The sequence below is a fragment of the Prochlorococcus sp. MIT 1223 genome (assembly GCF_034092465.1).
Lineage (GTDB): Bacteria > Cyanobacteriota > Cyanobacteriia > PCC-6307 > Cyanobiaceae > AG-402-N21.
This window is the reverse complement of record NZ_CP139303.1, coordinates 984,072-1,002,574: the sequence shown is the minus strand read 5'-3', so window position 1 is coordinate 1,002,574 and position 18,503 is coordinate 984,072. Positions and strand designations below refer to the sequence as shown.

At 37.1% G+C, this 18,503-nt stretch carries 23 protein-coding genes; 14 read left to right on the top strand and 9 right to left on the bottom strand.

The features are described 5' to 3' along the window. Positions 1-128: 128 nt before the first annotated feature. Positions 129-479 (top strand): rhodanese-like domain-containing protein, encoded by a 351-nt coding sequence (locus SOI85_RS05400; protein ID WP_320663403.1) that lies wholly within the window; start codon positions 129-131, stop codon positions 477-479. A 24-nt stretch (positions 480-503) separates the two neighbouring features. Here SOI85_RS05400 and trpB read toward each other — a convergent pair whose 3' ends face one another. Continuing rightward, positions 504-1,757 carry a tryptophan synthase subunit beta gene (gene trpB / locus SOI85_RS05395; RefSeq protein ID WP_320663402.1) on the bottom strand — a complete coding sequence of 418 codons (1,254 nt, stop codon included), beginning with the start codon at positions 1,755-1,757 and terminating at the stop codon, positions 504-506. Between the two features lie 44 nt (positions 1,758-1,801). Here trpB and SOI85_RS05390 point away from each other — a divergent pair, with 44 nt between their 5' ends. Together SOI85_RS05390 and cysC are read left to right on the top strand one after the other, a co-directional pair. Next, on the top strand, positions 1,802-2,122 hold the full coding sequence (locus SOI85_RS05390; protein WP_320663401.1) for a translation initiation factor: 321 nt from the start codon (positions 1,802-1,804) through the stop codon (positions 2,120-2,122). Between the two features lie 67 nt (positions 2,123-2,189). Further along, positions 2,190-2,828, top strand: coding sequence for an adenylyl-sulfate kinase (cysC, locus tag SOI85_RS05385; protein ID WP_320663400.1), 639 nt, complete (start codon positions 2,190-2,192; stop codon positions 2,826-2,828). Between the two features lie 31 nt (positions 2,829-2,859). Here the strand turns inward: cysC and purE are convergent, their stop codons facing one another. After that, positions 2,860-3,396: a 5-(carboxyamino)imidazole ribonucleotide mutase gene (gene purE, locus SOI85_RS05380; protein ID WP_414477776.1), complete on the bottom strand. Its 537-nt coding sequence runs from the start codon at positions 3,394-3,396 to the stop codon at positions 2,860-2,862. A 123-nt stretch (positions 3,397-3,519) separates the two neighbouring features. Here purE and bchM point away from each other — a divergent pair, with 123 nt between their 5' ends. Continuing rightward, positions 3,520-4,236 carry a magnesium protoporphyrin IX methyltransferase gene (gene bchM / locus SOI85_RS05375; RefSeq protein WP_320663399.1) on the top strand — a complete coding sequence of 239 codons (717 nt, stop codon included), beginning with the start codon at positions 3,520-3,522 and terminating at the stop codon, positions 4,234-4,236. 12 nt (positions 4,237-4,248) lie between these two features. Here bchM and SOI85_RS05370 read toward each other — a convergent pair whose 3' ends face one another. Further along, positions 4,249-4,974, bottom strand: coding sequence for a response regulator transcription factor (locus tag SOI85_RS05370; RefSeq protein ID WP_320663398.1), 726 nt, complete (start codon positions 4,972-4,974; stop codon positions 4,249-4,251). Between the two features lie 83 nt (positions 4,975-5,057). On the opposite strand from SOI85_RS05370, the gene SOI85_RS05365 reads away from it, so the two are divergent. Next, positions 5,058-6,206 (top strand): cysteine desulfurase family protein, encoded by a 1,149-nt coding sequence (locus SOI85_RS05365; protein WP_320663397.1) that lies wholly within the window; start codon positions 5,058-5,060, stop codon positions 6,204-6,206. Positions 6,207-6,210: 4 nt separating this feature from the next. Here the strand turns inward: SOI85_RS05365 and rsmH are convergent, their stop codons facing one another. After that, the gene (gene rsmH / locus SOI85_RS05360) at positions 6,211-7,116 is read right to left on the bottom strand and encodes a 16S rRNA (cytosine(1402)-N(4))-methyltransferase RsmH (protein WP_320663396.1); all 906 of its coding nucleotides are present in this window, start codon (positions 7,114-7,116) and stop codon (positions 6,211-6,213) included. Positions 7,117-7,161: 45 nt separating this feature from the next. Here rsmH and SOI85_RS05355 point away from each other — a divergent pair, with 45 nt between their 5' ends. Next, positions 7,162-8,346, top strand: a complete 1,185-nt coding sequence (locus SOI85_RS05355) for an NAD(P)H-quinone oxidoreductase subunit H (protein ID WP_320663395.1) — start codon at positions 7,162-7,164, stop codon at positions 8,344-8,346. 17 nt (positions 8,347-8,363) lie between these two features. Continuing rightward, positions 8,364-8,822, top strand: a complete 459-nt coding sequence (locus SOI85_RS05350; RefSeq protein ID WP_320665124.1) for an acyl-CoA thioesterase — start codon at positions 8,364-8,366, stop codon at positions 8,820-8,822. On the opposite strand, the gene SOI85_RS05345 is transcribed toward SOI85_RS05350, so the two are convergent. From SOI85_RS05345 to menA, 3 genes are read right to left on the bottom strand one after another with little or no spacing between them, the layout of a single operon-like run. After that, positions 8,819-10,060, bottom strand: coding sequence for an AMP-binding protein (locus SOI85_RS05345; protein WP_320663394.1), 1,242 nt, complete (start codon positions 10,058-10,060; stop codon positions 8,819-8,821). The genes SOI85_RS05350 and SOI85_RS05345 overlap by 4 nt on opposite strands. Further along, complete coding sequence (locus tag SOI85_RS05340) at positions 10,057-11,025, bottom strand: o-succinylbenzoate synthase (RefSeq protein WP_320663393.1); 969 nt, start codon at positions 11,023-11,025, stop codon at positions 10,057-10,059. Before SOI85_RS05340 ends, SOI85_RS05345 begins: the two co-directional genes overlap by 4 nt. Next, on the bottom strand, positions 11,022-12,002 hold the full coding sequence (menA, locus tag SOI85_RS05335) for a 2-carboxy-1,4-naphthoquinone phytyltransferase (protein WP_320663392.1): 981 nt from the start codon (positions 12,000-12,002) through the stop codon (positions 11,022-11,024). Before menA ends, SOI85_RS05340 begins: the two co-directional genes overlap by 4 nt. 72 nt (positions 12,003-12,074) lie before the next feature. Here menA and SOI85_RS05330 point away from each other — a divergent pair, with 72 nt between their 5' ends. After that, positions 12,075-13,496, top strand: a complete 1,422-nt coding sequence (locus SOI85_RS05330) for an isochorismate synthase (protein WP_320663391.1) — start codon at positions 12,075-12,077, stop codon at positions 13,494-13,496. Here the strand turns inward: SOI85_RS05330 and gshB are convergent. Both gshB and grxC read right to left on the bottom strand, forming a co-directional pair. Continuing rightward, a complete protein-coding gene (gshB, locus tag SOI85_RS05325; protein ID WP_320663390.1) occupies positions 13,460-14,386 on the bottom strand; it encodes a glutathione synthase in 927 nt (308 codons plus the stop codon). The genes SOI85_RS05330 and gshB overlap by 37 nt on opposite strands. Before the next feature lie 4 nt (positions 14,387-14,390). After that, on the bottom strand, positions 14,391-14,654 hold the full coding sequence (gene grxC, locus SOI85_RS05320; protein ID WP_320663389.1) for a glutaredoxin 3: 264 nt from the start codon (positions 14,652-14,654) through the stop codon (positions 14,391-14,393). A gap of 79 nt (positions 14,655-14,733) precedes the next feature. On the opposite strand from grxC, the gene prfB reads away from it, so the two are divergent. The 6 genes from prfB (at position 14,734) to SOI85_RS05290 (ending at position 18,495) form a co-directional block, all read left to right on the top strand. Continuing rightward, positions 14,734-15,862 (top strand): peptide chain release factor 2 gene (prfB, locus tag SOI85_RS05315; protein ID WP_320663388.1). Its coding sequence is split into 2 segments (ribosomal slippage): positions 14,734-14,808 and positions 14,810-15,862, totalling 1,128 coding nucleotides; the frame shifts between segments, so codons are not numbered across the junction. After that, positions 15,859-16,062: a DUF3285 domain-containing protein gene (locus SOI85_RS05310; protein WP_320663387.1), complete on the top strand. Its 204-nt coding sequence runs from the start codon at positions 15,859-15,861 to the stop codon at positions 16,060-16,062. Before prfB ends, SOI85_RS05310 begins: the two co-directional genes overlap by 4 nt. 7 nt (positions 16,063-16,069) lie before the next feature. Beyond that, positions 16,070-16,639, top strand: a complete 570-nt coding sequence (gene ybeY, locus SOI85_RS05305) for an rRNA maturation RNase YbeY (RefSeq protein WP_320663386.1) — start codon at positions 16,070-16,072, stop codon at positions 16,637-16,639. Positions 16,640-16,645: 6 nt separating this feature from the next. Continuing rightward, entirely contained in the window at positions 16,646-17,104 is a 459-nt protein-coding gene (locus SOI85_RS05300) for a diacylglycerol kinase family protein (protein ID WP_320663385.1), read from the top strand. A 19-nt stretch (positions 17,105-17,123) separates the two neighbouring features. Next, positions 17,124-17,717: an aminodeoxychorismate/anthranilate synthase component II gene (locus SOI85_RS05295; protein ID WP_320663384.1), complete on the top strand. Its 594-nt coding sequence runs from the start codon at positions 17,124-17,126 to the stop codon at positions 17,715-17,717. A 40-nt stretch (positions 17,718-17,757) separates the two neighbouring features. Continuing rightward, positions 17,758-18,495 (top strand): MBL fold metallo-hydrolase, encoded by a 738-nt coding sequence (locus SOI85_RS05290; protein ID WP_414477775.1) that lies wholly within the window; start codon positions 17,758-17,760, stop codon positions 18,493-18,495. The last annotated feature ends 8 nt before the right edge of the window (positions 18,496-18,503 follow it).

The following is an 18,503-nucleotide window of genomic DNA, read 5'->3' as shown; positions in this document are numbered from 1 at the left end:
TAATTTCTTTTTTTCAATTGTTTAAAGTAAATATTTTCTGACCTCTAGGATAATTTGCTATAAATTTCTATATAAATCGCTTTTTCTTCTGAAATTGGACTCTTGATCCGATTCATAATTTATTTTTAATGTCCTTAATCCCTCAACAGATGTCTCCCAAAGAGCTCGATGAGTCTCTTGCAAATAATTCTTTAATGCCTTTCTTAATTGATGTTCGAGAAGAAGAAGAATTAAAAATTGCGCCTTTTACCTTTAAAGTTTGTCATTTGCCATTGAGCCAAATTACTATTTGGAAAGATAATTTATCTAATATTATTCCTATAGATAGGCCCGTAGTTGTAATATGTCATTCAGGTTTTAGGAGTATGCAATTTGGAAATTGGATTTTGCAAAATGGATTAATTCAAGAAGTTTGGAATCTTGATGGTGGAATTGATGCCTGGAGTCTAGAAATTGATAATTCTGTCCCTAGATATTAAGTATGACTAAAAATATCAAACTTATTATTGTAAGTTTGAACCTATTTTTTCGGCAACGGTATTAACATCTTTATCACCTCTTCCAGAGCAATTAACAATTATCTCTGTGCCTGATTTAAGAGTTGGGCAAAGAATCTCTAGCCACGCAAATGCATGTGCTGTCTCTAGCGCTGGGATAATTCCTTCCAGTTGACTTACTAACTTGAGAGCCGCTAAAGCTTCTTGGTCAGTTACTGCTACATACTCAGCACGACCTATGTCACGGAGATAACTATGTTCAGGTCCCACTCCTGGGTAATCAAGCCCTGCACTAATTGAATGAGCCTCTTGTACTTGGCCATCTTGATTTTGTAGTAACAGGCTCATTGCACCATGAAGTACTCCTATTCGACCTTCAGTGATTGTTGCCGCATGTCGCCCTGTCTCAACTCCATCTCCCGCTGCTTCAACTCCAATCATTCTTATTGATTTTTCTTCTATAAACGGATGAAACAAGCCCATAGCATTAGACCCACCTCCTACGCAGGCAATTAATACATCAGGGAGTCGGCCAAATTCTTGTTGGCATTGTTCTTTTGTTTCATTTCCAATTACTGCATGAAAGTCTCTCACTAGCTTCGGGTAAGGATGAGGCCCTGCAACAGAACCTAAAATGTAGTGAGTGGTATCAACATTTGTTACCCAATCGCGAATCGCTTCACTGGTTGCATCTTTGAGGGTTGCAGTTCCACTGGATACAGGATGAACTCTGGCCCCTAGTAACCTCATTCGAAATACGTTTAAAGATTGTCTCCTCATATCTTCTTCCCCCATGTAAATCACACATTCGAGGCCAAAACGAGCGCACACAGTTGCAGTCGCTACGCCATGCTGGCCAGCTCCTGTTTCCGCAATTATTCTTTTCTTTCCCATACGCAGGGCTAAAAGAGCTTGTCCAAGAGCATTGTTAATTTTATGTGCTCCCGTGTGATTTAAATCTTCTCTTTTAAGCCATATTCTTGGCCCTCCCTCAGCGTTGCCATAATGTTTTGTTAATCTTGTTGCTTCATAAAGTGGAGTAGCTCTTCCTACATAAGTTCTCAATAAATGATTCAGCTCTTTTTGGAAATGAGAATCTTTCCAGGCAATATCAGCTGCTTTCTCTAGTTCCGCAAGTGCTGGCATAAGTGTCTCTGGTACATATTGGCCTCCATATTTTCCAAATCGACCTAGTTTTGACGGGCGCGAGCTTATTGCAAGATCTTCATCTTTTGGTTGTGACGGAATAGTGCTAGTCAAGTTTATTTAACGGAAGATAGTAAACAGATTAAGAACTAAATTAAATGGCTAAGGGAAGTTGGCGTGAATTTGATGCCCCTTTAATACAAAAAGAAAATAGTTCATTCTCAAATATTCACAATAAAGCAGAGTTCCAGATTCGTGTCTCAACCACCAGGTCTGGGAAAGCAGGAAAAACAGTTACTTTAATTAGCGATTTATTTATTGGAAAAAAGGAACTCAAATCTTTGCTTAAAAAGTTAAAATCTATTTGTGGCACTGGAGGTACAGTGAAAGAAAATTGTCTAGAACTTCAAGGCGATCATGCTGAGAAAGCCATAACTTTTTTAAACGATCAAGGTTATAGAGTGAAACGAGCTGGTTGAGAATTGTTTAGTTTGTGTCCGTGAAGAGGGACAATACTATTCAAAGTCATAGTTTTTGTATTTAATGATGAATATTTTAAAAGAAGAGGGTCTTCCAAAATCTGATAATATTGTTTGGCACCAAGCTTCTGTTAATAGAGAATCTAGATCTATTGAACGAGGTCATAAGAGTGTCATTATTTGGTTCACAGGATTATCTGGCTCAGGGAAAAGCACCTTAGCTAATGCGGTTAATATTGCCCTATTTAACTCGGGTATATCTACATATGTTTTAGATGGAGATAATATTCGACATGGCTTATGTAAAGACTTAGGTTTCTCTGATTTTGATCGAGAAGAAAATATTAGGCGTATTGGTGAGGTCTCCAAACTGTTTTTAGATGCAGGGATAGTTGTTTTAACAGCTTTTGTTTCTCCTTTTCGTGCTGACAGAGAAAAAGCCAGAGATCTTGTAGGGAAAGGAGATTTCATAGAAATTTATTGTGCTGCTGATTTAAAAGTTTGTGAAAAACGTGATACTAAAGGGCTTTATGCTAAAGCAAGAAAAGGAGAAATAAAAGATTTTACAGGCATTTCCAGTCCATATGAAGAGCCTGAATTTCCAGAACTAATTGTAAATACAGGGTCAGAAACATTACAAGACTCTGTTCAGCTTGTCATAAATAAATTAATAGATATGGACATTATTAAAGATCAAAAAAACTAATTTATTTTTTCAATAAATATTGACTTAATAGTTAAGACTTAGACAAATATTTTGTAGCACCTAGCTTTCCTAATAGTTCATCTTTGGATACTACTTCGTTATGCATATTTTTTCTATATTCAATTAGTTTCTTTTGAAGATTTAAATCTGAGATGCCAAGGATTTGTATGGCTAATAGCCCAGCATTTAGCCCATTACCAATAGCAACTGTAGCGACTGGAATACCTGCAGGCATTTGAAGAATTGAATACATAGAGTCAATTCCTGATAGGGCTTTACTCAAAACAGGTACTCCAATTACCGGTAGAGGAGTAATTGCAGCGATCATGCCAGGAAGGTGCGCCGCTCCTCCAGCACCCGCAATTATTACTTTTAAGCCTTTTGAATTTGCTTCTTCAGCGAATTTCACCATCCTGTCGGGAGTCCTGTGAGCAGAAAGTATTCTTAGTTCTGATGGGATGTTGAAACTTTCTAAAACTTTAATAGCAGGAAGTAAAGTTGGTAAGTCAGAGTCGCTCCCCATCACAATCCCTACTAATGGATTTTTCCCAACGTCTCTTAAAGTCACTTTTCTAACATTGCTTACATATTAATAATGACTAGCTTGCTTAGTTTATGCATTATTTTCTCTAAGAATCTCCTATTGGTGATATAGCTGTTTAAGATCCAGACGGATTAAATTATTTCTTACATGGCCATTAATCAGATCCAAGACCAAAAGAAAGCTGAAAAGAAGGAAGTGACAGACTATTTCAATGGCATGGGATTTGAGAGGTGGAATCGAATTTATAGTGAAACCAAAGAAGTTAATAATGTTCAGCGTAATATTCGTATTGGTCATCAGAAGACTGTAGATGATGTATTGAACTGGATTCAAGAGTCAGGAGATTTAGCGAAAATGAGTTTTTGTGATGCAGGTTGCGGAGTAGGAAGCTTATCTTTACCTTTGGCAGCATTAGGTGTTAGGTCCATTTCAGCTAGTGATATTTCTGAATCAATGGTTAATGAAACTAAAACTCGAGTTAAAGCAGCTAAACTTGATTTAAGAAAATTTTCTTTTAATGTTTCTGATTTAGAGAATTTGAAAGGGTCTTTTCACACTGTAATTTGTTTAGATGTTTTTATACATTATCCACAACAGGCAGCTCAGGAAATGGTTCAACACCTATGTAGCCTTACAGAAGAGAGGCTAATAGTTAGCTTTGCGCCTTATACACCTTTTCTTGCTTTATTGAAACGAATAGGCCAACTATTTCCTGGTCCAAGTAAAACTACTAGAGCATATACGCTTAGAGAAAATGGAATTATTGCAGCTGCTAGAGAATGTGGATTTGAGGTTGTTAGAAGTAAGCTTAATCAGGCTCCATTTTATTTTTCTAAATTAATAGAATTTAGGAAAGTTATCTAAATAATAAAACTTTTATGTGACTAAATGATTTTCAAGTGCATAACGAACTAATTCCGTTCTACTTGAAGTACCGGTTTTAATAAAAAGACGACTTACATATTTTTCAACATTACGAATTGATGTCTCTAATTGCCTAGCAATTTCTTTATTCATAAGACCTTCTGCTACTAGTTGAAGGACACTTGCCTCTCTTGGTGTGAAATTTGGTATTAGATCATTTTTCTTTGATGGGTTTTCAGCTTGAGTAAGCATTGAACGGATTTCAGTTATTTGCCTTGCCATTTGTCCTACATCTGTGTCAGCAAATCTTGCAGCTTCTGTTAATAGTCTTTCTTGCCTTTTAACAACATTGCGCACTCGAGCTACTAATTCATCAGGGTCAAAGGGTTTGGGTATGTAATCATCTACACCTGCTTGATATCCTTGTGTTCTATCAATAGTCATTCCTTTTGCAGTAAGAAATATTACTGGTGTTCCCCCTAGTCTTTCATCTTCTCTGATTAGCTTTAGGAGGCCATATCCATCACATCTAGGCATCATTACATCACTAATTATGACGTCTGGACTGATTTTTTGGGCTTTTTCCCAACCATCTTCGCCATCTATTGCAGTCGTAACATCGAATCCTTCATCTGTTAAATAAGCTTGAACGGCAGTCCTAATTCCAGGTTCGTCGTCAACCAATAAAACTCTTGGCTGTTGAGTAACTTCTATATTTGGAGGAGTAATTTCAGGCATAACAAAGCAATGATAATTTTTGAGAATCAAAAAGTGATTTCTCTAAGGATATTCAACTCTGAACAACTCTTTCTAGTTCATCTATGACAAATTGTCCTTTACCTTTTGATTATCAATCGAGTACCCCTTGCGATTTAGAGGTAATAGAGGCTATGAGGCCCTATTGGGATGAATTTTGGGGAAATCCGTCCAATCGTCAAAATCGTTTGGGGTTGCATGGATCTGCTGCTATTGGTCTTGCTAGAGAACAAATTGCTTCATATGTAAACGTTAAGCCAGAACGATTAATTTTTACTAGCGGAGCGACAGAAGCCAATAATTTAGCGTTGCTTGGTCATGCTCGTTCAAGAGTTATAGAAAAAGGTTTTCCTGGTCATTTGATAACTATGGAAACAGAACATCGCGCTGTACTGGATCCAATGCGCCAATTAGAAAAAGAAGGGTTTAGGTTGACAGTTTTAAAACCTAATCAAGAAGGGCTTATATCATTAGATCTTTTAGAAGAAGCCTTTGAAGAAGATACTGTTCTAGTTAGTGTGATGCTTGCCAATAATGAAATTGGAGTAATACAACCTATTCATGAAATCTCTTTGTTATGTAAGCAGAGAGGAATCGCCTTTCATACTGATGCGGCTCAGGGCTTTGGTTATGTTCCTTTAGATTTTGTAGAAAATGATATTGATTTTTGTAGTCTAAGTGCACATAAAATTTACGGGCCAAAAGGGATTGGTGGATTAATAATTCAAGATGGTTTATCTATTATTCCTCTTCAATGGGGAGGGGGGCAAGAAGAAGGCTTGAGGCCAGGAACACTCCCAGTTCCTCTTATTGTTGGATTTGCCAAAGCCGTAGAAATAGCATATAAAAATATTAATCAGAACAATCAAAGTTTAGAACTTTTGCGCAATCACCTTCTATGTGGATTAAAAAATAGATTACCTAATTTAATTATTAATGGTTCAATGGAAAAACGACTTCCACATAATCTCAATATTTCATTTAATGGCGTGAATGGAAATCGCTTACATAAAGAATTGAAATCGTTTATTCATTGTACTAGTGGCTCGTCATGTAGTAATGGAGCACCTTCACATGTTTTATTGTCTCTTGGACTTAATCTTAAAGAAACTGAGGCCTCCTTAAGATTGAGTTTAGGTAGGGGAACAAGAATGCATGATATTAAAAAAGCTATAGAAATTATTTCTAAAGTTGTAAATTTACAGAGAAACTGATTCATCATTTTTTCTTGCTAACCCGAAGCTTTGCGCTCCTACTTCTGGGGTTTTTTGACGTTTCTTCTGGAGCCGCTGTTATTGGTTTTTTAGTTAACCTTTCAAGACGATCATCAGATTTAAAGGCATTTTTTACTCTACGATCTTCAAGAGAATGAAAACTTATTATACCTAATAAACCACCTGAAATAAGCCAGTCTGGGCCTTTTAAAAGAAGAGTATCAAGTGCCTCTAATTCATTGTTTACTGCTATACGTAAGGCTTGGAATGTTTTTGTTGCAGGATGAATTCGACTTTTGCGTAATTTAGGAGGATAGCACCCAGCAATTGCATATGCTAAATCTTTTGTTCCCTTATAAGCTCCATTTTCTTTTAGATCTTTTTTGATCCTACGGGCAATCCTTCTTGAAAGCCTTTCTTCACCAAAATTATAGATAATATCAGCAAGACTATTTTCATCTAATTGTTCAATTAAGTTTTCCGCACTAACTCCATTTATTGGATTCATTCGCATATCAATTGGACCATTAGATTGAAAACTAAATCCTCTCAATGGAGTGTCCAGTTGATGACTACTTATTCCTAAATCTGCTAATACCATCATTACCTTTTGTCTTGGAATATAATGGCCAAAATTTGCATCTACAATTTCTACTCTGTTTCCAAATTCCTTTAAATGTTCGGAGGATGCTGCCCTCGCTATTGGGTCTTGATCTATTCCAATAACTCTTATTTCTGGAAAACTTTTCAAAAGCAAAGCAGAGTGTCCACCACCACCAATGGTTGCATCAATCAGAACTCCTTCTTTACGAATAGCTTTAGGGATTTCATTCATCCATTCAACAACTTCATTTGCGAGGACGGGCAAATGATTAAAGTTGAAAGCATGAAGAGAAGATACGTCTTGCATAACTACTGACTAATATCTCATTATTGCCCTGTTTTCCTTGGCCAAATGACGCAGCTGGAAACACGTACGGAGCCTATGGTGGTCAATTTTGGCCCTCATCATCCTTCTATGCATGGTGTTTTGCGTTTAGTAGTAACACTTGATGGTGAAGATGTTGTTGATTGTGAACCTGTTATTGGTTATTTACATCGTGGGATGGAAAAAATCGCAGAAAATAGAACAAATGTGATGTTTGTCCCATATGTAAGTCGGATGGACTATGCGGCAGGAATGTTTTATGAAGCAATAGTTGTTAACGCTCCAGAAAGATTGGCTAATATTTCTGTCCCCAAAAGGGCTAGTTATATAAGAGTATTGATGCTCGAACTTAATAGAATAGCTAATCATCTTTTGTGGTTAGGGCCATTTCTTGCAGATGTAGGAGCTCAAACACCTTTCTTTTATATTTTTCGTGAGCGGGAAATGATCTATGACCTTTGGGAGGCTGCTACAGGTCAAAGACTCATAAATAATAATTTTTTCCGTATAGGAGGGGTTGCATGTGATTTGCCATGGGGTTGGCTAGAGAAATGTAAGGATTTTTGTGAATGGTTTGGTCCTAAGATTGATGAATATGAGAAATTAATTACTAATAATCCAATTTTTCGTAGAAGGATTGAAGGTTTAGGAACTATTGAAAAGGAACAGGCTATTAATTGGAGCTTATCTGGGCCAATGCTGAGAGCATCAGGAGTTCCATGGGATTTGAGAAAAGTTGATCACTATGAATGTTATGACGATTTTGATTGGCAAGTTGCTTGCGAGAAAGAAGGAGATTGCTATGCCCGTTATCGAGTTCGCATAGAGGAAATGAGACAATCATTAAAAATTTTAAACCAAGCTTGTGAAATGATTCCAGGAGGACCAACTGAGAACTTAGAAGCTCATCGTTTAAAGGATGGAAAAAAAAGTGATTTTGCAGGATTTGATTATCAGTATGTAGCAAAAAAGGTTGCACCAACTTTCAAAATCCCAAATGGTGAACTTTATACTCGACTTGAATCTGGTAAAGGAGAAATTGGTGTATTTATTCAAGGGAAAAATGATGTAACTCCCTGGAGATTTAAAATTCGGGCAGCTGATTTAAATAATTTACAAATTCTTCCACATATCCTTAAGGGTGCAAAAGTTGCAGATATTATGGCAATACTTGGTTCTATTGATGTCATTATGGGATCAGTTGATCGTTAAAGAAAGTCTTGTTGTCTATCAATCCTGAGTCTTGGTTAAACCTAAAACGTATTGTTCGCTTTGGCGACACTGATGCTGCTGGTGTTATCCATTTTTATCAATTACTAAAATGGTGTCATGAATCTTGGGAAGAGAGCCTGGAACTTTATGGGTTGTCTCCTAAAGAAATTTTCCCAAATTTAGTCCAAGAGACAGATGTTGTTACTACCTACTTGCCAATAGTTCATTGTGATGCACGCTTTTTATCCCCTATTGTTGTAGGAGACCATTTGGACATAATACTGCTACCTAGAAGACTTGATGCAGGTTCTTTTAAAGTTGAGACAATCTTCAAAATAGCTAATAAAGATGTAGCAGTAGGCATTATTAGGCATAAATCGATTAACTCGCATTCAAGAAAACGGTGTCCTTTACCAGATAATATTGATCGTTGGTTAGAAGCTTCATCACTTAATTCAGGTGTTACTTCTGTTTAAAGAATTGGTTTTTCATTTTTTACCCATGTTATCCATTTATCAAAATTCCATTTCCCATTCATTTCGATTGTAAGTTCTTTGCAGTGATACCAATCTTTTGGTCGCTCGGCTGGTTGCCATGATGTAACTAAGGACTTCAGCTCATTGAATATTCTTAGTGAATCTTTTTCATTAGAATCTTCTTTTAATCGTACAAGTACTATTAATCTTTTTTCCCACTCTTTATCTGCAATTGAAGTGACTAATATTAATTCAACAGGAATATGAGCTTTTTTAGCTACGTCGCTTAGCCTCTCTTCAATCTTGTCTGGGAAAATAGTTTCCGATCCAGAATGAACTGCATTATCAAGCCTCCCAAGAATAATCAATCTTTCTTCCCCTTTTTTGTTTATTACCTTGGCTACGTCACTTGAACGCCACCATCCATCACTACTTTTGATGTTTTTTAACTGACCATTAGTCCAAATTGCATTTGCGATTCTTGGCGTACGTATTTCTAGAGTTTGATTGCTAGCAATACGTAACTCAACATCTACGAGTGGAGACCCCACTCCTGTTTCTCCTTGAAGAAAACTAGTAGGTATTACTGCAGTAACCATCGCCATGGTTTCAGTTGCTCCATAACAAGGAGCTAATCTGATCTTGGCTTTTCTCGCTTGTTCTGCTAGTACTTCGTTAAGTGATGATCCCCCAACCCAAATAACATCAAATAATTTCAACCATCTTATTCCTGCAGATTTATCTAGCAAACGTTTTAGTTGAAGGGGGACTAGAGATAATAGCTTTGGATGTTGATCGTCTGAAAATCTTGAATTAAAAGATTCTTCTAATAAAGGGGGAGATTTCATTAACAGTGGTGAAATCCATTCATGCTTTGTTTCCCAGAATTGGCTTCTCCACCATGGCATTAAGCCGCTTACATGATTCAAAGGCAGTGGATTAAATATGATACTTTCTTCAGGTTTTATTCCTTGTGATTTAAGCCAGTGTGCTGTTGCGATTGCAGATCTATTGAGATGATCTGAGGGATGTAAACATTTATGCGGGGTTCCCGTGCTTCCTCCACTAGAAATAATTACCCCAGGCCCTTTTGGAAACTTTTCCACTGGTAGCCGTCTTTGCTCTCCTTGTTTATTCAGTAATTCCACCCAATGGCCTTGTTTTAACTCTTGAAAGAGTTTCTTAGAGCACTTTGTGGCATTGTAAGGATCGCATCGTAGGTATTTGATTTCTTTCATACTGTATCCCAAACAATTTTTGGATTATGACTAAATAAATTACTGCTAGGAAGCCAGCCTGGAGCTAATCCAGGCGCTGTAGGTGTTTGAGTTGTTTGCTGGATTGCTGCAAGATGATTAACCCATCGACGACCAATCCCTGTTTCAAATGCTGTACTTATAGCGATATTAGTTTTCCCATCTTGCAAGCTCTTAAGCAATACCCTTGGATCACCTTCTAATGTTGGATGTCTAATTTGCCAGCTTTTCCAATTCTTTCGTAATGCCGGATATTTGATCAGTGATTCATCTAAAGCAATAGGAATAATCTTAGCCAAATCCATTAAACCCTTAATATCGTCTGTATGCAGAGGTTGTTCTATCCATTCAAGACGAACATCATTGAGAAAATAATTTGCCCATTCTAGAGCTTGGCACCGATCCCATCCTGAATTTGCATCCAACCTGAGCCGATAATTCATTGGTAGTCGCTCTAAAACTTTAGATATCATTGTTCTTTCGATATCATTAGGCTTGATAGCAACTTTTAATTTAAAAGTTAAGACTTCTTTCCTTTTGTAAGAGTGTTCTAGGTAAGACTCTAAGTCTTTTAAAAAAGATTTTCCGCTTCTGAGAAGAATTGCTGATTGCGGGGGGGGGAGCCAGCATTGAGCAGGGCCTGATCTCATTGCTTCATCTAGGTCGGCCAAGGCTGATCCAAGCCCAAAACCTAAAGCTCCTGGACCTTTTGTTATTGACTCTTCTAAAACATCTCGATCTGCACACTTACTAATTGAATCTAGTATTGTTTTACATTGCTTGATTTCTTGAGAATCAATTGGAGAGACTTCTCCCCATCCACACTTCCCTGATGAATTTGTAACCTTTAATAACCAACCTTCTTTATTTGCCAGAATACCTTGTGCAGTTTGTAAGGGCCTTTTTAAAGAAAAAGCAAATGGTTTTATTTGTAAAGACAGATTCATTTATTCATTATTAAATTTCCGATATTGCTTTCTAAATAGGGAGCTAATGTAAAACCAAGACATAGTCCAAATCCATTTAATGTTTGAAATCTAAGCGCAAGAAACTTACTATCTGAAATGAGCTCAGGGAAATTGTGATGTTTTTTGAGTAAATTTATTAGTTTCATACCGGAAGGGAGTGCAATTAATCCTAGAAGAGCTGATATGGGAAGACTTCTCGTGAAAATTGGTACAATCTCAAGTACTAAAATTAATACAATGAGCCAAGGTACAAGGTTTGCTGCACGATGAGTTCCGAGACGAACTAAAGAGGTTTTTTTGCCATGTGCGGCATCTTGAACAGTTTGATGAAAATGCGAACAAAATAAAACCAAAGTTGTAGCAAGTGCTGGCCCACTCCCAATTAAGCCTGCTGTACTCCAAGGAATATGATTTTGATATTGACTACTTGGAGATATAACTAACAAAGCGGCAGATGTTGCAAAAGGTCCAAATGCAAGCCAGCACAAGGGTTCTCCAAGCCCTTGATACCCCAGTCGAAAGGGTGGGCCCTGATAGACATACCCGAGGAAACAACTACCCATTACAAGAGGTAATACATATGGATTACTTCTTGTACCTAAAAGGAATATAAGTAATAAGCCCAATCCCAGTGATAAGTAGGCTAATCTTGCAATCAGTTGTCGTCGTCCAACTAATGCGACCACTGAATGAAGTTTAAATTGATCTACTCCTGTATCTGCATCAAAAATATCATTGGTTAAATTTTCCCAAATTAATAAAAGTATTGCAGCAATGAGAAATCCAAAAAATTGTTCCCAGCGAATAGGTTGACCATTAGCATATGCCCAACTTCCAGCAAGAAATACTGGCATTATTGCGACTGAGTACAATGGCCATTTAATAGCAGCTTGCCATAGGCGCTTGTTTTCAGTTTTTGATAATTTCACCGATTCTTGTTTTTTTGTGTATCGCATAAAATCAGTTTCCTCTATTGTTAGTGACGATTGATACATTTGAATAGGTTGTTAATGAAGACCTGATTCCATATGCATTCTGTTTCAACATTCAGCCAGATTTTGACAGCATCAACAAGGTGTTGGCATGAAAGGGATGTTGATGAATTTGTTTTAAGTTTGGCCATACCTATTAAGCTAATTGATCCGTTAATTCAATTGCCAGTAATTGCCAGACACGAACAATTTAGTTTCTTATGGGACTGCATGCCTTCATTATGTATCGCTGCGGCAGGTCAATGTCAGCATTTTGATTTAGGTGGTCAACAAAGATTTGACCTTGCGCAACGATTTTGTGATGAGACTTTTTCTCGACTTATAGATGCAGCTCCAAACGGACCTAATCATGCCAAGCCCAGAGTTTTATTGGCTTTTTCTTTTTTTGAGCAGATAGCTAAACAGGACACAGACATTGGAGGCAAAACAACTTTGCAAGCTGTTTTGCCTAGGTGGCAATTGACAAGTGAAAATCAATTAGCTTGGCTACGACTTAATGCGGTTGTTAGTCACGAATCGGATGCTCGAGAAATAGCAGAACACCTTTGGTTAATGAGAGATAATCTATGTAACTCAATTCTTGATCATTCTGGCCAGATTTTTGATAAGGATTTAGTTCATTCTATGGGAAATAATTGGTGTAACTCTTACCGACCTTCTCTTTCTAGGGGAATTGAGTTAGTTAATAGTGGCGAATTGAAGAAGCTAGTACTAGCTGTCAGGCAATCAATTGTTCTAGAGAAACCTTTTGACCCATTGTTTATGCTTGCTAAGCTTCGGCATCATCAAGAGGCTAGTTGTCGATTTCTTTGGAGAACGAATAAGGAACAATCGTTTTTTGGAGCTTCTCCAGAAAGACTTTTGAGTGTTAAATCAGGACAAGTTAGAAGTGATGCTCTTGCAGGTACTGCGAATAAGAATTCTCAAAGTATTGATTTATTGAGATCTGAAAAAAATCTTAGAGAACATGCATTGGTAGTGTCTTCTATTGTTGAACAGCTTGTTGATTTTGGTTTAGAGCCTGAGAGTCCTAGAGCACCTGAGCTATTTAAACAGGGTGATCTTATTCATATACATACGCCAATTTTTGCAAAAGCAAAAGACAGATTGCCGTTACATTTGTTAGGTGCATTGCATCCAACACCAGCTGTCGCTGGTTTGCCAAGAAGAAATGCATTGAATTGGTTAAGAGCTCTAGAACCATTTGAAAGAGGTTGTTATGCAGCGCCTATTGGTTGGGTAGATATTAATGGAAACGCCGATTTTAGAGTTGCTATTAGATGTGGCTATTCACGTGGAAATCAACTTGATTTAATTGCAGGCGCTGGTTTAGTTAAGGGATCTTCGATCGAAGGAGAAATGCAGGAAGTAGCTCTAAAGTTTGCTGTATTAGCTAATCAGCTGAATTTGGGTAATGGTGCTTATTCTAATATTTTCAAGAGATGTTCTATAACTTGATCTGCTAATGGAATAGTCGTTAATTGCTCTATTTCTCTAATGCCAGTTGGGCTTGTTACATTAATTTCACTGAGCATCCCACCAATAACATCTATACCTACAAAAAACAAACCTTCTTGCCTTAAAGAAGGTTTAAGGTTGCTGCATATTTCTTTATCACGATTAGTTAATTCAGTTGCTTCTGGCTTTCCTCCAAGAGCGAGATTACTTCGAAAATCTCCTTTTTTTGGGCGTCTATTAATTGCACCTAATGGCTCTCCATTTACTAAGAGAATCCTTTTGTCACCTTCCATTACATTGGGCAGGAATTTTTGCATCATTACCGGTAACTGTTCTTGAGAAGTAATTAGTTCTAACAATGCTTCGAGACCAGGTGCTGCATTAGCAACACGAACAACACCTTGGCCTCCTTTCCCTCCCAATGGCTTAATTACTACTTCACCTTGATCTTGTGCAAAGGCTGCTAACTCTGAAACTCTGCTTGCAACAAAAGTTGGTGCCATTAGATCACTAAAACGTAATGCTCCAAGCTTTTCATTCCATGCTCTTAATGAGGCAGGTTTGTTTAAAACAAGAACTCCATCTCTTTCTGCAACTTCTAATAAATGAGTTGCATAAAGAAAAGCTTCATCAACAGGAGGATCTTTACGCATCCAAATACAAGAAAAATCCGATAACGGAATACTTTCAGATTGATGTACTTCAATCCAGGGCTTCGTATTTACTGAACTCGCAGCTACCCAGGCTTTATCACCTCTTGCTTGTAAGTCTGAAGGCGAACAAATCCAAACTTCAATATCGTGCCTTTGAGCTGCTTCCATTAATGCAGCAGATGAATCTTTTAAAGGATTGATTTGCTTGATGGGGTCAAGTACAAATAGTTGTTTCATCGTTTTAACGCAATGAGGCAAGTAATTGATCTAAATCCTCGTTCTGTTCCAGTTGATAAAGCTCATCGCAACCACCAATTCCATTGTTGTTGATAAAAATTTGAGGAACTGTTGTTCTCCCATTAGCACGTGCAGACATTACACTGCGAGCCTCATTATCCCCATCAATTGCATATTCAATATAATCCACCTTTTTTTTCTTTAAAAGCTCTTTAGCTCTAATACAGAATGGACAAAATCGCCATGTGTAGATTTCAACTTTTGCCATTTCAGATTTAAGAATTGATTATGATCTTATTAAGGCACCTCCCCTGATAGTTTCTTATGGATGAGGTTATTTACTTATTTTGTTTGACGTAACTGAATTTAAAAGAGATCTTTCAGTGATTGCTGATCGTCTGGGCAAAGCCCAGGAGTGTCTTTGACGTTCCTGCCTTGACAGCTCGACAGCTTGATCTAGAGCAACTTGCTTCTCAGCCAGACTTCTGGACTAATCAAGAAGAGGCTCAAAGGCAGATGCAATTGCTTGATGATGTGAAAGATCAGCTTCAAACCTTACATAAATGGAAAAAACAAATCGAAGATGCAAATGTCTATTTGGAAATTTGTGAAACAGAGTCTGATGATGAAATGCTGATTGAGGCTCAGGAAGGCTTGGATGAATTAAGACAGGAATTGGACAGATGGGAACTTGAACGTCTTTTAAGCGGTATATATGACAAGGAAGGCGCTGTCCTTTCTATAAATGCAGGAGCAGGTGGCACTGATGCTCAAGATTGGGCACAAATGCTTTTAAGGATGTATACAAGATGGGCTGATGATCATGGTATGAATACAACAGTGAATGAACTTTCTGAAGGAGAAGAAGCAGGGATTAAAAGTGCGACTATCGAGATTAATGGAAAATATGCCTATGGATATTTACAGAATGAAAAAGGTACTCATCGTTTAGTAAGAATTTCCCCTTTTAACGCAAATGGCAAGCGGCAAACAAGTTTTGCTGGAGTTGAGGTTATGCCGAAGCTTGAAAAAGAGGTTGTTCTGGATTTGCCAGAAAAAGACATAGAAATTACTACAAGTAGATCTGGTGGAGCAGGTGGTCAAAATGTGAACAAAGTTGAAACAGCTGTTCGTATTCTTCATATACCTTCAGGTTTAGCAGTTCGCTGTACACAAGAGCGTTCACAATTACAAAATAAAGAAAAAGCGTTGGCTTTATTAAAGGCTAAATTAATGGTGATTGCTCAAGAACAGAGGGCTGCTGAGATAGCTGACATTAGAGGTGATGTTGTAGAAGCAGCTTGGGGTAATCAAATTAGAAATTATGTTTTTCATCCCTATCAAATGGTCAAGGATTTACGTACTTCTGAGGAGACAACAGACGTTGAGGCCGTGATGAATGGAGAATTAGATCATTTTATTCAAGCTTTATTAAGGAAAGAAGCAGACAAAACAGAAAATGAGTCATCATTATGACTAATCAAATTAATACTTATTTGACTGAAAAAATAAAATCTTCTAAGAATGCACCACCTCCTAGCTTCGTCAAGTTAGCTATGAGAAATATGGTTCGAAAAGGTAGCCAAAGCATTATGCATCTCGGCTTAACATTTTTTGGTTTCATTGTATTTATACTTTTAATTGCAACTTTAGCCAGGCCCCATATCCCACAGTAAAGTATAAATGAGTTTTCTAATTAAAGAATCATATGACTTAGAAATTGACCTTGCATTAACTTCAATTTCAGAACCAAATCTGATGCAATTCGTAAACCCTTTAGATTTATCATTACTTAAAAATAGTGAATTTTGGAATAAAGTAATTAAAACTTGGCTTATATATATTTTTAATAGTTCTAATTGTATTTGCCCAAATGAAATTAGAAAATTAAATTCTTTTAGCATAGGATTAAAATTTACTGATGATATTACAATTAAAGAATTAAATAGAAAATGGCTAAAAAAAAACTATTCAACTGATGTCCTTTCTTTCCCTGTATTGGACCCTCATATGATTTACATGGAAGATAATATGGTTGAGTTAGGAGATATAGTTATTTCTGTTCCCACTGCTAAAAAGCAATCCTTAGAACATAATCATGAATTAATTATTGAATTTCAATGGCTTGTTAGTCATGGCTTGTTACATCTTTTGGGCTGGGATCACCCTGATCAGAAAAGTCTTAAGGAGATGCTGAGATTTCAGGACAAACTTCTTAAACTTAGCTTGGCTGCTCACAGTTCTATGATTTAAACAATTATGAGTTCTCCTAAGGTTAGATTTTTAAGAGGAAAAATTAAAGATCTTTCTAGTCTTCCTAGCACTAATTTGCGAAGAAGTTCTTGGAGAATAGCTAAAGATTTGCCTACTAGCTTTTCTTATGCTCTGAAAGGTATTGGCTATGCTCTGAAAAGCCAGCGTAATTTCCGTATTCAAATTATTTTAGGTGTTCTTACATATATCGTTGGAATATTTCTTGAAATTAATGCAACAAACTTGTCGATAATTACTTGCATGGTTGCTTTAGTTTTAATTCTTGAATTAATAAATACTGCTATTGAAGCGACTGTTGATTTGGCGATTGGCCGCAAATTTCACCCACTTGCTCGAATTGCTAAAGATTGTGCTGCTGCTGCAGTTCTGATAGCTTCTTTTGGTGCTGTCTTGGTAGCTTTCATTATATTGCTACAGCCTTTAAGGATTCGATTAGGACTTTAGTTTCTGAATTTTAAATCTGATGATTCTTGTTATTGACAACTACGACAGTTTTACATACAACCTTGTTCAGTATTTGGAGGAACTCTCTGACGAATACCCTATAGCCAAAGAAGTTAGAGTTGAACGTAATGATGCTTTGTCTATTGCGGAGATAAAGGATATTAATCCTAGCTATATTGTTCTTTCCCCAGGCCCTGGAGATCCAAGTCAATCTGGAATTTGTATGGATATTTTATTTGAACTCTCAGGGGATATTCCAATTCTAGGTGTTTGTTTAGGTCATCAAGCTATTGCAAAAGCTTTTGGCGGCAAGATTGTTAGGGCTAGAGAGTTGATGCATGGAAAAACGTCTCATGTTTTGCATAACTGCGAGGGCCTTTTTCAAAACTTGCCTAACCCTTTATTGGCAACGAGATATCACAGTTTAATCGCTGATAAAGAGACGTTACCTAAATGCCTTGAAGTGACAGCATGGTTGGATGATGGAACAATTATGGGTATTCGCCATTCGAAATACAATAATCTTCAAGGAGTTCAATTTCATCCAGAGAGTGTGTTAACAGAGGGAGGACATACACTTTTGAGTAATTTTTTAGACTCAGCTAAAGCGTAATATAAATATTGCTAATGAACTTAGTACAATTAGATTTTTCATGACACTTAAACTCTTGAGCCTGAAGACATCTTTTAAGCATATTTTTTCTGCGTTGACTTTTTTATTTGTAGTAGCGACTCCCTCATTTGCACAAGGAGTGGAAATTACAAATTATGGACATAGTGCTCTTTTAATAAAGGGAGAAGGTAAATCTATTTTACTTAACCCATTCAAAGCAGTAGGTTGTGCAAAGGGTTTGACCGAACCTAAAATAAACGTTGATATTATTCTTGCTAGTTCTCAATTGGCTGATGAAGGTGCAAGAGTTGCTAATGGAGTGTATTTTGTTCAGCCTGGTTCATATGTTGTAAATGGTCTTAATTTAGAAGGGTTCAAAGTACCCCATGATCGTCTAGGCGGCAGACGCTTTGGACATGCAACATTGTGGAGCTGGGAGCAGGGTGGGTTGAAATTTGCTCATCTTGGAGGGGCTGCTGCTCCTTTATCGTTAGAAGATAAACTATTAATAGGTCGGCCTGATGTCTTGATTATTGCGGTTGGTGGAGGATCAAAGGTTTATAACGGAAGAGAAGCTTCAATTGTGGCAAAAGAGTTGAAGCCTAAAATAATTCTCCCAGTGCAATATGCTCAGGCTAAATCTTCGAATACTTGTGATCAACAAGGTGTTGAACCCTTCTTGGAAGCCATGAATGATGTAGAAGTTCAAAGGGTTGGTAAAAGTTTTAGATTATCAAGAAAGATTCCTAAGAATATGACTATCAAACTAATGGATTAGGTTATAAC